This is a genomic window from Sanguibacter suarezii NBRC 16159 (assembly GCF_001552735.1).
GTDB lineage: Bacteria > Actinomycetota > Actinomycetes > Actinomycetales > Cellulomonadaceae > Sanguibacter > Sanguibacter suarezii.
Window position 1 is genome coordinate 410,772 of record NZ_BCRT01000021.1, and the last position, 12,913, is coordinate 423,684.

The window sequence follows — 12,913 nt, forward strand, 5'->3', positions numbered from 1 at the left end:
TCCGGCACGTACCTGCCGGTGAAGGGCTGTAATTCTCATGGCAACTGTTACTTACGACCACGCAAGCCGGATCTACCCCGGGACCGAGCGTCCCGCTGTCGACCAGCTCAACCTCCACGTCGAAGACGGCGAGTTCCTCGTCCTCGTCGGCCCCTCTGGTTGTGGTAAGTCCACCTCGCTGCGCATGCTCGCCGGCCTCGAGGACGTCAACGCAGGCCGCATCCTCATCGGCGACCGCGACGTCACCGACGTCCAGCCCAAGGACCGCGACATCGCGATGGTGTTCCAGAACTACGCGCTGTACCCGCACATGTCCGTCGCTGACAACATGGGCTTCGCCCTGAAGATCGCCGGCAAGCCCAAGGCTGAGATCCGCAGCCGTGTCGAAGAGGCCGCGAAGATCCTCGACCTCACCGAGTACCTGGACCGCAAGCCGAAGGCCCTCTCCGGTGGTCAGCGTCAGCGTGTGGCCATGGGACGCGCCATCGTGCGTAACCCGCAGGTGTTCCTCATGGACGAGCCGCTGTCGAACCTCGACGCCAAGCTCCGCGTCCAGACCCGTACGCAGATCGCGTCGCTGACCCGCCGCCTCGGCGTCACGACCGTCTACGTCACCCACGACCAGGTCGAGGCCCTCACCATGGGTGACCGCATCGCGGTCCTCAAGGACGGCATCCTCCAGCAGGTCGACACTCCGCGTGCGCTGTACGACACCCCGAAGAACGTCTTCGTCGCCGGCTTCATCGGCTCCCCCGCCATGAACATCGGGACGTTCAACGTCGTCAACGGCGTGGCCAAGATCGGTCAGGCTCAGATCCCCCTCACCCGTGAGGCCGTCGCCGGCCTCACCGCCGAGGACAACGGCAAGGTGACCCTGGGCTTCCGCCCCGAGTCCCTGGACATCGTCGCCGAGAACGACCCGTCGGCCATCGAGGTCGAGGTCAACATCGTCGAGGAGCTCGGCTCCGACGCGTACGTCTACGGCACCCTCAAGGGTGACCTGGCCGGCGCTGACCTGGCCTCCCCCACGGCCGGTGACCACGAGGTCATCGTCCGCATCAACCCGCGCACCGCGCCGGGCAAGGGCGAGCGCATCCACGTGGCGATCCGCCCCGGCCAGGAGCACGTCTTCTCCCCGAGCACGGGTCTGCGTCTGTCGAACTAGTGACGTAAGTTGAGGGGCGGGTGCTGGCTTCGAGCCGCACCCGCCCCTCTTCTTGTCTCCCCCCTCACACCGCCTTCGCGGCGGCCTCCCGCGCGGGTCGCCGTCGCGTCCTCACCACGGAAAGGACGTTCCCGTGGCACAGAACCTGCAGATCACTGCTTCCTCGCCCGACCCAGCGCTCCTCGACCTCCCCTGGGACATCCCCCTGGAAGACTGGCCCACCGAAGTCCTCGCAGCGCTGCCGCGAGGCCTGTCCCGGCACGTGGTGCGCTTCGTGCGGATGTCCGGCGGCGTCATCGCGGTGAAGGAGATCGGCGAGTCTGTCGCGTACCGGGAGTACGAGCTGCTGCGTCAGCTGAGCCGCATCGACGTGCCCAGCGTCGAGCCGGTCGGTGTGATCACGGGCCGCGCGGACAAGAACGGTGAACGCCTCGAGGCGGTGCTCATCACCAAGCACCTGCAGTTCTCCCTGCCCTACCGCTCCCTGTTCAGCCAGTCGCTGCGCCCGGACACCGCGACCCGCCTCATCGACGCGCTCGCCGTGCTGCTCGTCCGGCTTCACCTCGTCGGGTTCTACTGGGGCGACGTGTCGCTGTCCAACACCCTCTTCCGCCGTGACGCGGAGACCTTCGCGGCGTACCTGGTCGACGCCGAGACCGGCGACCTGCACCAGAAGCTCAGCCCCGGGCAGCGCACCTACGACGTCGACCTGGCCCGGGTGAACATCATCGGTGAGCTCATGGACCTCGCCGCAGGCGAGCTCCTCGACGAGGACATCGACACCATCGCCATCGGCGACGCGCTCGTCGAGCGATACAACGAGCTGTGGAGCGCGCTCACGGACGAGGAGTCCTTCGGGGCCGACGAGCGGTGGCGCGTCGCCGCACGCATCGAGCGGCTCAACCACCTGGGCTTCGACGTGGGCGAGCTGGAGATCACCACCGACATCGACGGCACGAGCGTCCAGATCCAGCCCAAGGTGGTCGACGCCGGTCACCACTCGCGCCGTCTGCTGCGCCTGACCGGGCTCGACGTCCAGGAGAACCAGGCCCGGCGCCTGCTCAACGACCTCGACTCCTTCCGTGCGGCCACGGACCGCCAGAACGACGACGAGGAGTTCGTCGCCCACGACTGGCTCTCCGGGGTCTTCGAGCCGACCGTCCGGGCCGTCCCGCGTGACCAGCGGCGCAAGCTCGAGCCGGCTCAGCTCTTCCACGAGGTGCTCGACCACCGCTGGTACATCTCCGAGCAGCAGAACCGCGACGTCCCCATGCCCGAGGCCGTCGCCAGCTACGTCGAGAACGTCCTGCGCCACCGCCCCGACGAGATGGCCATCCTGGGCCTCCCCCCAGACGCCGCCGACCAGCAGGAGTAACCCCCCTCGGCACTCCCCACTCCCCACTCCTCCCCTCCCTTCATCTCCGCCCAACTCGTGAGCCACCCGCCCAACTCGTGAACAGTCCGCCGAACTCGTGAGCCAGGCCTGTTGTCGAGGGGTAGAAGGCCCGTCACTCACGAGTTCGCGGGGTGGTTCACGAGTTCGGGGAGCGGTGGGAGCGGTGCCCGCGGAGCGGGAAGCTCGGGGTGGGAAACTCGGGGTGGGATGACGAACGGGCGGTGCACCTTGGTGCACCGCCCGTTCGTGTGTGGTCTCGCGGCCTGGCCGCGAGATCCGGTGGCTCCTGCGGAGCCTGGAGATCAGTCCTGGGCCGCGCGGACCTTGGCGACCTCGTAGAGCGCGATGCCCGCGGCGACGCCGGCGTTGAGGGACTCGACCGTCGAGGCGATCGGGATGGACGCGATGACGTCGCAGGTCTCGCGGACCAGGCGCGACAGACCCTTGCCCTCGGAGCCCACGACGAGCACGATCGGGTCGACCGAGAAGGCCAGGTCACTGACCGACACCTCGCCACCGCCGTCGAGCCCGACGATGAAGCACCCGGCCTGCTTGTACTCCACCAGCGTGCGGGTGAGGTTGGTGACCCGGGCCACGGGGACGCGGGCCGCCGCGCCTGCGGAGACCTTCCACGCCGAGGCCGTGACCCCGGCCGAGCGACGCTCGGGCACGATCACGCCGTGGGCACCGAAGGCGCCGGCGGACCGCAGCACGGCCCCGAGGTTGCGCGGGTCCGTCACCCCGTCCAGGGCGATGATCAGCGGCGGCTGCTCGAGCTCCGCTGCGATGTCCAGGAGGTCGTCGGCGTCCTTGTACTCGTACGGCGGGACCTGGATGGCGACGCCCTGGTGCACGGAGTCGTCGGTGAGACGGTCGAGCTCGGGCTTGGTGACCTCGAGGAGGTTGTAGCCACGTCCCGAGGCGATCTGCAGGATCTCCCGGGTGCGGTCGTCCGACTCCAGCCGAGTGCCGATGTAGACGGTCGTCACGGGGATCCGGGCACGCAGGGCCTCCAGGACCGCGTTACGGCCGGAGAGGATCTCGTGCGTGGCCGAGCCGCTGCGCTTGGCCGGCTTGGAGCGGCCGGGGCCGGGACGCGACGACGACGAGCGTCCGGGCGCGGGGCGGCCGGTGGCCACCGCACGTTCGATCGAGGCCTTGCGCTTGCCTGCCGGGTGGTGGGGGCGGTCCTCGGCCTTGGGGGTCGGGCCGCGACCCTCGAGGGCCTGCTCGCCCCATCCGCCGGATCCCTTGCGGGCGCCCTTCTTCGAACCGGGCTTGCGCACCGCTCCGCGGCGCTGTGAGTTGCCTGCCATCAGTTCTGGTCCTCCGTAGTTGTGGCCGCGAGTGTCCATCGCGCACCGAGTGCTGAGTCCTCGACGATGATCCCGGCCCGCGCAAGGCGGTCCCGGATGGCGTCCGAGGTGGCGAAGTCTCGAGCGGCGCGCGCGTCGGCGCGTGCCTCGAGCTCGCAGGTGATGAGTGAGTCGAGGGCCGTGCGGTACCGGCTGTCACCGGTCGTGGCCGTCCACTGGCGCGGGTCGAGCCCGAGCACGTCGAGCATCGAGCAGACCGCGACCAGGGCACTGCGCGCCCCCGCGTCGTCGCGCTCCGCGAGCGCGGTGTTGCCGGCCTTGAGCCGCTCGTGCACGACGACGAGAGCCGCCGCGACGTTGAGGTCGTCGTCCATCGCCTCGACGAAGGCCTCCGGCAGGGCTGCGGTGGCGACCTCGTCGTCGGGCAGGGCGCCCACGCGCTCGGTGGCGCGCTCGACGAAGCCGATGAAGCGGTCCCAGGTGGCGTCCGCCTCGGCGACCGTCTCCGGGGTCCACTCGATCATGGACCGGTAGTGCACCCCGGCCAGGGCGAAGCGCAGCACGGGGGCCCGGGTGTGGGCGAGCACCTCGGTCACGAGCAGCCCGTTGCCCAGGGACTTGCTCATCTTCGTCCCGCCCTGGGTGACCCACGCGGAGTGCATCCACAGCTGGGCGAAGTCGTAGCCGGCCGCACGGGACTGCGCCTGCTCGTTCTCGTGGTGCGGGAAGCGCAGGTCCAGTCCGCCGCCGTGGATGTCGAAGGCGTCTCCGAGGTAGCGGTGGGCCATCGCCGAGCACTCCAGGTGCCAGCCCGGGCGCCCACGGCCGAACGGCGTCGGCCAGGAGGCGGTCTCGGGCTCGCCGGGCTTGGCGGCCTTCCACAGCGCGAAGTCGCGGGGATCACGCTTGACGCTGGCCTCGGCCTCGTCGGTGGCTGGGGTGAGGTCTTCCAGCCGCTGGTTGGTGAGGGAGCCGTAGGGCTCCCAGGACCGCACGTCGAAGTACACGTCGCCGGGGCCGGTCTGGTAGGCGTGTCCGGCCGCGACGAGGCGCTCCATGAGGTCGATCATGTCGACCACGTGACCGGTCGCCCGCGGCTCGTAGGTGGGCGGCAGGTTCCCCAGGGCGTCATAGGCCTGAGTAAAGGCGCGCTCGTTCGTCGCCGCCCAGGCCCACCACTTCTCCCCCGCCGCAGCGGACTTGGAGAGAATCCGGTCATCGATGTCCGTGACGTTGCGGATGTGGGTGACCGTGTTGCCGGTCCGGCGCAGCCAGCGCACCAGCACGTCGAAGGCGATAGCCGAGCGCATGTGCCCGATGTGCGGGGGGCTCTGCACGGTCGCACCACACACGTAGACGCCGACCTCGCCCTCGATCAGGGGCTTGAAGTCACGCACGTCTCGAGTGGCGGTGTCGTACAGGCGAAGGGTCACAGGCCCAAGGTTACCGGCGGCCCCGCTCCTGCGTGGAATCGGGGGCGTGGCGCACCGGCGCCGAGACCTGGCGCCCTCGGGTCAACCGAAGTTCTTGCCCTCTCCGCGGTAGGTCGCCACGGTCTCCACGAGCTGGTCCCCGCGGACCAGGTGCACCTCGTCGAAGCGTTCGTACTGCTCTCCTGCCTTGGCGTGGCGCAGCCACACCCGGTCCCCGATCGCGGGCAACGGCTCGGACGCCGCACCGCGTCGGCGCCGGGCAGCGAGCGGGGTCTGCACCTCTCCCGCACCTTCGTTCGGCAGCAGGTGCAGCCCCGGTGGGTCGACCACCCGCGGCTGACGGCTCGCCGACGTAGGACCCGAGGCGATGTAGCCGCCGCCGAAGGCCGTGGCATGGTGCGGGCTGGGGCGGCGGACGACGTCGAGGCCGAAGAACGCCGCCGGGAGGGCGTCGAGGGTGCGGTACCCGTCGAAGAGCCCGGGCAGGAGCAGGCCGGACCCGGCGGCCACCTCGGTCACGACGGGGTCGGCTGCGCTCGTCTCGAGGGACCCGGTCCCCCCAGAGTTGACGATCTCCAGCGGACCGACGTGCGCCTGGACCGCATCGACCACCTCACGGCGGCGTACGCGCAGGTCACGGACGGACAGCTTCTTGACCAGACGCACGGCCGGGCTCGTGTCCGGCAGCCCGGCGACCTGGGCCTCGTAGAACATGACGCCCACCAGACGCACGCCGGGCGTGGCGGCGGCCCGGGCCGCGAAGCGGCTGGCCTCGTCGGCGGTGTGCACCGGTGAGCGGCGCACCCCCAGGTGTACCGCCGCGCGCGGCAGGGCCGGCACGCCGCGCAGAGCGGGCAGGGAGAAGCGCAGGGAGGCGTCGATGTCGAGGGACAGCCGGACGGGCAGGTCCTGCGCAGGCGTCTGTGCGCGGATCGTCTGTGCACGGATCGCGGTCAGCAGGTCCAGGTGTGCCGGGTCGTCCACCGTGAGGGTGATCTGCGTGAGCGCCTGAGGCGAGGCCATGAGCTCGGCGAGCGCGGCCCGGTCGACGCTCGGGTAGGCCACGAGCACGTCCTCGATCCCGCAGGAGACCAGCCAGAGCGCCTCCGCGACCGAGTACGCCATGACGCCGCGGAAGCCGGGGCGTGCCAGCGCGGCGGTGAGCAGCGAGCGGACCCGCAGGGACTTGCTGGCCACCCGGATCGGGGTGCCGCCCGCGCGCCGGACCAGCGCGTCGGCGTCGGCCTCGAAGGCGTCGAGGTCGACGACGGCCAGTGGCGCCGACAGGCCGCGGGTCGCGGCGTCCAGGCGCTGGCCGAGGGTCAGGGCTCCACCACCAGACTCGTCAGGTACTCCGCCATCATCTGAACCTGCTCGTGCGCGGCGGCGTCGTCGCGGTCGACGACCCAGCCCATCGACACGCCGTCCAGGAAGGTCGAGGTGTACCGGGCGATCTGGTCCATCGGACGGGCCCAGGTGATGCCCTGGACCTCGGCGAAGGTGGTCAGCAGGGTCGTGGCGAAGGCGCGGGCCTTGGCGTACTGGTCGGTGGCGAGGGACCGCAGCGCGGTCCGGCGCAGCGCGACGAGCACCAGCTCGTAGCTGACCAGCTGGTGGTCACGGCGGGCGGACAACGCCTCCCACACCTGCTCGGCGATGACGCCGAGGACCTCGTTGACGGGGCCCTGCGCGCCCAGGCTCAGCGTCTCCGAGGTGATGTTCTTGGTGGTCACAGCCACGCTCAGGGCTCGGAGCAGGTCCGCCTGGTCCTCGAAGGTCTGTTGCGCGCTGTCCCAGGAGATCCCTGCCCCGTGCGCGGCGGCGCGCAGGTTCACGTGCTCGACACCCTGGTCGGCTGCGATCTGCAGGGCAGCGTCGACGATCCGGTCGCGCCGTTCTTCGAGCGTCCATCCCATGTCTGTCTCCTCGGTCGCTGTGCACAGCAGTCCCTACGCCCAGTCCATCATGGCGTACCTCGCGCGCCCTGGATACCACGACCCATGATCCGGACCTCCCTCGCGGGGACCGTCGCATGGTTACAGTTCTGGTCATGACCAGCACCTCGACGTCCCGCGCACCGCAGTGGACCAACTGGGCCCGCACGACGACGTGCACGCCGTCCCAGATCATCGAGCCGCTCGACGAGGCAGAGGTGCGGTCGGCGGTGCTGGCCGCAGCCGCCCGCAGGGAGCATGTGCGCACGGTCGGTGCGGGCCACTCCTTCACCCCCGCGGTGACGACGTCGGGGACGCTGCTGCGCCTGGATCACCTGGACCAGCTTGAGCGCCTGGAGCCGCTGCCCGACGGCGGGTCCCTCGTGACCGTGGGCGCCGGCATCCGGCTCCACGCGCTCAACACGCTGCTCGCCCAGAACGGCCTGGCGATGGTCAACCTGGGCGACATCGACCGCCAGTCTCTGGCCGGTGCGCTGAGCACCGGGACCCACGGCACCGGCGGCCGGCTCACCGGCCTGACCGCCCTCGTGCACGGGGTACGGGTGCTCACCGCGGACGGGTCCGTGATCGAGGCCGACGCCCAGACCCACCCGGGGCTCTTCGAGGCGGCCCGGCTGGGCCTGGGCACCGTGGGGGTGCTGCTGGCCGTCACCCTGCGCACCAGCGCGGCCTACACCCTCACCGCCCAGGAGGAGCCGTGGGCGCTCGACGCCGTCCTGGACGGGCTCACCGGCCCCGGCAACCTCGTCGACACCAACGACCACTTCGAGTTCTACTGGTTCCCCCACACCCGTCGCACGCTGACCAAGCGCAACAACCGCGGCCCGGCCCGGACCGCGGCCCAGGGCCTGCTCGACGGCGGCGCAGGCCTCTCGCCGTGGGCGCGCACCCGCCGCTGGGTGGACGACGAGCTGCTCTCCAACGGCGTCTTCACCCTGACCAGCGAGCTTGGTCACCGCGTCCCGTCGACCATCCGCCGCGTGAACCAGGTCGCGGCGCGCGCCCTGGCGCCCCGGACCTATACCGCGCCGTCCCACGAGGTCTTCATCACCGCGCGCCGCGTGCGGTTCCGGGAGATGGAGTACGCGATCCCCCGGGCCGACCTGCCCGAGGTGCTGGGTGAGATCGACCGGTGGATCGAGGCGTCCGGGGAACGGGTGTCCTTCCCGGTCGAGGTGCGCTTCGCCGCGCCAGACGACGTGTGGCTGTCCACGGCCTACCAGCGCGAGTCCGCCTACATCGCGATCCACCAGTTCGTGCGTACTCCCTACGAGCGGTACTTCAGCGGGGTGGAGACCATCCTGCGCCGGGCCGAGGGGCGACCGCACTGGGGCAAGCTGCACACCCTCGGCGCGGCTCAGCTGCGTGACCTGTACCCGCGCTTCGACGACTTCCAGGCGGTGCGCAGAGCCCACGACCCTGCGGGGCTGTTCAGCAACGCCTACACCCGCCGGGTGTTCGGGGACTAGCCGCGCGCGGCTGCTTCCAGGGTGGCCATGTCGATCTTGACCATGGGCATGAGCGCCTGCATCACCCGCTGGGCAGTGGCCGGGTCGGGATCGGTCATGAGACGCCCCAGCGACTCCGGGACGATCTGCCAGGAGACCCCGAACCTGTCCGTCAGCCAGCCGCACTGGCTCGGTGCGCCGCCCGAGGTGAGGGCGTCCCAGAGGTGGTCGATCTCGTCCTGGTCCGTGGCGCGCACCGACAGGGAGATCGCCTCGGTGAAGGGGAAGTCCTCACCGCCGTTGATCGCCTGCATCGGGGTGCCGTCCAGGAGGAAGTCGATGGACAGGACCGTCCCCGCGGGCAGCGGGGCACCCTCGCCGTACCGAGAGACGGCCGTGATCGAGGAGTTCTTGAAGATCGAGACGTAGTACTCCACTGCTGTCTCTGCCTGGTCTGCGAACCACAGGCAGGGCATGATCGCGTTCATGATGGCCTCCACGGAGTGCGTCGTCGGACTGCTGGCTTTTCAGCCTATGCCTGGCGCCAGCACCACGGGAGGTCGGTCTGTGGTGGTGGCTGCGACGACGCCGGTGAGGGGCCGCTCAGAGGCCGGGGAGATGCCGCAGAGCGCGTCAGCCGACGACGAGCGCGGTCGCGATCGCCGCGACCCCTTCGCTGCGGCCGGTCAGGCCCAGCCCGTCCGTCGTGGTGGCGGTCACCGTGACCGGTGCGCCCGCGGCGGCGGTGAGGACGGCCTCGGCCTCGGCGCGGCGCGCCCCCAGGCGCGGGCGGTTGCCCACCAGCTGCACGGCGACGTTGCCGATCTGGAAGCCGGCTGCCCGAGCGCGCGCGGCGGCCTCTGCCAGGAGGCTGGCTCCGCTCGCCCCGGCCCACTCCGGTGCGCTCGTGCCGAAGTTCGAGCCGAGGTCGCCCAGGCCGGTCGCGGAGAAGATGGCGTCCGCCGCGGCGTGCGCGACGACGTCGGCGTCGGAGTGGCCGGCCAGGCCGTTCTCGCCGGGCCAGTGCAGCCCGGCCATCCACAGCTCCCGGCCCAGGGCGGGGTCGGCGAAGGCGTGGACGTCGGTGCCGATCCCGACCCGAGGCAGTCCGGCGGGCTGGGTCGTGGGCGCGGGGTCCATCGGGTCTCCCTCGGTGAGGACCAGGACCTCGGCGACGGCCAGGTCCTGCTCCGTGGTGATCTTCAGGGCGCGGGGGTCGCCGTCGACGATCCACACCGCCTCTCCCAGCGCCTCCACCAGGGCCGAGTCGTCGGTCGCGGCGGTGGACTCCACGCCGGCGCGTGCTGCGCCCGCCGCGTGCGCGCGCAGCAGCAGGTCCCAGGCGAAGCCCTGGGGTGTCTGCACGGCCCGCAGCGCGGCCCGGTCGACGGTGCCGGCCACCCGCACCGCGCCGGAGGCGTCAGGGGCGTCAGCGTCGTCGTCGACCTGCTTGATGGTGTCTGTGACGGCCAGGCCGGGCACCACGGCACGGTGACCAGCGCGGACGGCATCGATGATGCGCCGCATGAGGGCGGGCGGGGCGAGGGGGCGCGCGGCGTCGTGCACGAGGACGACGTCGTAGACGTCGCCCGGCTCGCGGGAGCTCTCGAGAGCGGCCAGACCGGCCGACACGGAGGCCTGACGGCTCGCGCCGCCCGCCACGACCTGCCACGGGACGGTCAGACCCGGTTCGGCTGCCAGCGCCGCGCGGAACTGCGCCAGGTGCTCGGCGGGTGCGGTGACGACCAGCGCGCCGATCTCGCCGGTCGCGCACAGGCGGCTGGCGGCGTGCCCCACGAGGGAACGCCCCGCCAGCTCTGCGAGTGCCTTGGGATAGCCGAGGCCCAGCCTGCTCCCGGATCCGGCCGCCGTCAGGACGGCGACCGCTCCGGAGGTCATCGGCAGGCCTCGCTCAGGTGCGGCGTCAGGACGCCAGGACCTCGTCGAGGATGGCTTCGGCCTTCTCTTCTTCTGTGTGCTCGGCGAGCGCGAGCTCGGAGACCAGAATCTGACGGGCGCGAGCGAGCATCCGCTTCTCACCAGCCGAGAGTCCTCGGTCCGCGTCACGGCGCGAGAGGTCGCGGACGACCTCGGCCACCTTGATCACGTCGCCCGAGGCGATCTTCTCGACATTGGCCTTGTACCGGCGCGACCAGTTGGTCGGCTCTTCCGTGTACGGGGCGCGCAGCACCTCGAACACGCGGTCGAGGCCTTCCTGCCCGACCACATCACGAACACCGACGAGGTCGATGTTCTCCGCCGGGACCTCGATGGTCAGATCTCCCTGAGTAACCTTGAGCTTCAGGTAGATCTTGTCCTCACCGCGGACGGTGCGGGTCTTGATCTCTTCGATCAGAGCGGCACCATGGTGCGGGTAGACAACGGTCTCCCCAACTGTGAACGTCATCTGTGGATGTCCCCTTTCGCGGAAACCCATCTTACCACGTCAGATCGTTGAAATTCCGCGCCCGCCGCGCGGTCTTGGGCGTCCGGGCCGATGCGCGGGCGGCCGCACGGCCTGCATGTCTGCACGCGGGGACGGGCGCGCGGGCCTCGGCGTCGGGCGCAGATGTGGCGTGAGCCATACCTGTCAGGCTTCGCTGAGCGGCGTCTCACGCACTAGGCTTGCGCCATACGGCCTGGTCCCTGCACGCCTTGCGCGCATCGATGACGAGCGCGAACTCCCGTGCCGCGCGCACCGCCCTCGAGCGGGAGGATCAGCGCAGCGCACCACCGGACGACTCGGCCGTACGACAAGGGAACAAGCCAAGGAACCCATGCGGGTCCGCAGAGTGTCAACAGGAGTTCGAGTGATTCAGCTGAAGAAGTCCCGAGCGGCACTGGTCGTCGGCGTGGTCGGTCTTGGTCTGGGCCTGTCCGCCTGCTCACCCACGATGACCAACCAGACCTACGCCGCCTCTGACGGCATCCGCGCCACGCTCGGCGACTTCACCTTCGAGAACCTCTCGATCGTGACGCTGGCGCAGGGCGACCCGGGCCAGCTGCTCGGGGCCGCGACGAACAACTCCTCCAACGCCGGCAGTGTGACGCTGACCTCCGCGGACGGCGAGATCGTCATCCCGGTCCCGCTCAAGGCCAACTCGACCGTCAACTTCTTCACCGACGGCAAGGAGCTCGGGCTCGTCTCCGAGGTCCCCGCCCCTCCGGGCGCAACCATCGAGTTCACCGTCTCCGACCTCGACGGACAGTCCACGACCGTCTACGTGCCGGTCCTGGACGGCAACTGGCCCGAGTACGCCGACGCGGTCCCCTCCGCGGGCTGACCCGCGGCCTTACCGCAACGCCCGACGGCGCCGGCTCCCTCCAGGGAGTCGGCGCCGTCGTGGTCTGGCGTCGGTGCGGGAACGGTCTGCGCCGGAGTCCCGGCGCCGCAGGTCACCCGAAGCGGCCGGAGATGTAGTCCTCGGTGGCCTTCTGCGACGGGGAGGAGAACATCGTGGAGGTGTCGTCCATCTCGATGAGCTTGCCCGGCTTGCCGGTCCCGGCGATGTTGAAGAACGCCGTCCGGTCGCTCACCCGGGCGGCCTGCTGCATGTTGTGGGTGACCACGACGATCGTGTAGTCGTTCTTGAGCTCGGACATGAGGTCCTCGATCGCCAGGGTGGAGATCGGGTCCAGAGCCGAGCACGGCTCGTCCATGAGCAGCACGTCGGGGCGCACAGCGATGGCGCGAGCGATGCACAGGCGCTGCTGCTGCCCGCCGGAGAGCGAGGACCCGGGACGCCCGAGACGGTCCTTGACCTCGTTCCACAGGTTCGCTGCTTGCAGCGAGGACTCCACCAGGTCGTTCGCGTCAGACTTGGAGATCCGCTTGTTGTTGAGCTTCACCCCGGCGAGCACGTTCTCCGCGATGGACATCGTGGGGAAGGGGTTGGGCCGCTGGAAGACCATGCCCACCTGGCGGCGGACCTCGACCGGGTCGACGTCGTCGGCGTAGAGGTTCTGGCCGTCCATGACCGCCTTGCCCTCAACCCGCGCGCCGGGGATGACCTCGTGCATGCGGTTGAGCGTGCGCAGGAAGGTGGACTTGCCGCACCCGGACGGGCCGATGAGCGCGGTCACCGACCGCGCCTCGATGGTCATGGAGACGTCCTCCACGGCGAGGAAGTCGCCGTAGTAGACGAAGAGGTCGTTGACCTCGATGCGCTTGGACATGTGGAGCCTTTCTTTCGCCGCCCC

At 70.5% G+C, this 12,913-nt stretch carries 12 protein-coding genes; 4 read left to right on the forward strand and 8 right to left on the reverse strand.

All coding sequences use genetic code 11. The annotated features are described in order from the left end of the window. Positions 1–37: 37 nt before the first annotated feature. Positions 38–1,165: an ABC transporter ATP-binding protein gene (locus SS2_RS15265; RefSeq protein ID WP_066465589.1), complete on the forward strand. Its 1,128-nt coding sequence runs from the start codon at positions 38–40 to the stop codon at positions 1,163–1,165. A gap of 133 nt (positions 1,166–1,298) precedes the next feature. Then, positions 1,299–2,540 (forward strand): DUF4032 domain-containing protein, encoded by a 1,242-nt coding sequence (locus SS2_RS15270; RefSeq protein ID WP_066465590.1) that lies wholly within the window; start codon positions 1,299–1,301, stop codon positions 2,538–2,540. Between the two features lie 323 nt (positions 2,541–2,863). Here SS2_RS15270 and rlmB read toward each other — a convergent pair whose 3' ends face one another. The 4 genes from rlmB to SS2_RS15290 form a co-directional block, all read right to left on the reverse strand. Beyond that, positions 2,864–3,877 carry a 23S rRNA (guanosine(2251)-2'-O)-methyltransferase RlmB gene (gene rlmB, locus SS2_RS15275; protein WP_066465594.1) on the reverse strand — a complete coding sequence of 338 codons (1,014 nt, stop codon included), beginning with the start codon at positions 3,875–3,877 and terminating at the stop codon, positions 2,864–2,866. Beyond that, positions 3,877–5,310 (reverse strand): cysteine--tRNA ligase, encoded by a 1,434-nt coding sequence (gene cysS / locus SS2_RS15280; protein WP_066465596.1) that lies wholly within the window; start codon positions 5,308–5,310, stop codon positions 3,877–3,879. Before cysS ends, rlmB begins: the two co-directional genes overlap by 1 nt. Positions 5,311–5,391: 81 nt before the next feature. Continuing rightward, on the reverse strand, positions 5,392–6,636 hold the full coding sequence (locus tag SS2_RS15285; RefSeq protein ID WP_066465597.1) for an alanine racemase: 1,245 nt from the start codon (positions 6,634–6,636) through the stop codon (positions 5,392–5,394). Beyond that, positions 6,633–7,226, reverse strand: coding sequence for a TetR/AcrR family transcriptional regulator (locus SS2_RS15290; RefSeq protein ID WP_066465598.1), 594 nt, complete (start codon positions 7,224–7,226; stop codon positions 6,633–6,635). The genes SS2_RS15285 and SS2_RS15290 overlap by 4 nt, the downstream gene beginning before the upstream one ends. Positions 7,227–7,360: 134 nt before the next feature. On the opposite strand from SS2_RS15290, the gene SS2_RS15295 reads away from it, so the two are divergent. Further along, positions 7,361–8,734 (forward strand): D-arabinono-1,4-lactone oxidase, encoded by a 1,374-nt coding sequence (locus SS2_RS15295; RefSeq protein ID WP_066465599.1) that lies wholly within the window; start codon positions 7,361–7,363, stop codon positions 8,732–8,734. Here SS2_RS15295 and SS2_RS15300 read toward each other — a convergent pair. The 3 genes from SS2_RS15300 to SS2_RS15310 all read right to left on the reverse strand — a co-directional run bounded on the left by SS2_RS15300 (position 8,731) and on the right by SS2_RS15310 (position 11,120). After that, positions 8,731–9,201 carry a VOC family protein gene (locus SS2_RS15300; protein WP_066465885.1) on the reverse strand — a complete coding sequence of 157 codons (471 nt, stop codon included), beginning with the start codon at positions 9,199–9,201 and terminating at the stop codon, positions 8,731–8,733. The genes SS2_RS15295 and SS2_RS15300 overlap by 4 nt on opposite strands. 145 nt (positions 9,202–9,346) lie before the next feature. Further along, complete coding sequence (locus SS2_RS15305) at positions 9,347–10,612, reverse strand: bifunctional 2-C-methyl-D-erythritol 4-phosphate cytidylyltransferase/2-C-methyl-D-erythritol 2,4-cyclodiphosphate synthase (protein ID WP_066465601.1); 1,266 nt, start codon at positions 10,610–10,612, stop codon at positions 9,347–9,349. Positions 10,613–10,637: 25 nt separating this feature from the next. Then, positions 10,638–11,120, reverse strand: coding sequence for a CarD family transcriptional regulator (locus SS2_RS15310; RefSeq protein WP_066465603.1), 483 nt, complete (start codon positions 11,118–11,120; stop codon positions 10,638–10,640). A 403-nt stretch (positions 11,121–11,523) separates the two neighbouring features. Here SS2_RS15310 and SS2_RS15315 point away from each other — a divergent pair, with 403 nt between their 5' ends. After that, positions 11,524–11,997: a hypothetical protein gene (locus SS2_RS15315; RefSeq protein ID WP_066465605.1), complete on the forward strand. Its 474-nt coding sequence runs from the start codon at positions 11,524–11,526 to the stop codon at positions 11,995–11,997. A gap of 112 nt (positions 11,998–12,109) precedes the next feature. Here the strand turns inward: SS2_RS15315 and pstB are convergent, their stop codons facing one another. Further along, entirely contained in the window at positions 12,110–12,889 is a 780-nt protein-coding gene (pstB, locus tag SS2_RS15320) for a phosphate ABC transporter ATP-binding protein PstB (RefSeq protein WP_066465607.1), read from the reverse strand. Positions 12,890–12,913: the final 24 nt, after the last annotated feature.

Excerpts from the sequence above, each read along its gene's own strand:
- SS2_RS15265 (WP_066465589.1), top strand. The coding sequence starts at position 38 with ATGGCAACTGTTACTTACGACCACGCAAGCCGGATCTACCCCGGGACC.
- rlmB (WP_066465594.1), bottom strand. The coding sequence starts at position 3,877 with ATGGCAGGCAACTCACAGCGCCGCGGAGCGGTGCGCAAGCCCGGTTCG.
- SS2_RS15290 (WP_066465598.1), bottom strand. The coding sequence starts at position 7,226 with ATGGGATGGACGCTCGAAGAACGGCGCGACCGGATCGTCGACGCTGCC.
- SS2_RS15295 (WP_066465599.1), top strand. The coding sequence starts at position 7,361 with ATGACCAGCACCTCGACGTCCCGCGCACCGCAGTGGACCAACTGGGCC.
- SS2_RS15300 (WP_066465885.1), bottom strand. The coding sequence starts at position 9,201 with ATGAACGCGATCATGCCCTGCCTGTGGTTCGCAGACCAGGCAGAGACA.
- SS2_RS15305 (WP_066465601.1), bottom strand. The coding sequence starts at position 10,612 with ATGACCTCCGGAGCGGTCGCCGTCCTGACGGCGGCCGGATCCGGGAGC.
- SS2_RS15310 (WP_066465603.1), bottom strand. The coding sequence starts at position 11,120 with ATGACGTTCACAGTTGGGGAGACCGTTGTCTACCCGCACCATGGTGCC.
- pstB (WP_066465607.1), bottom strand. The coding sequence starts at position 12,889 with ATGTCCAAGCGCATCGAGGTCAACGACCTCTTCGTCTACTACGGCGAC.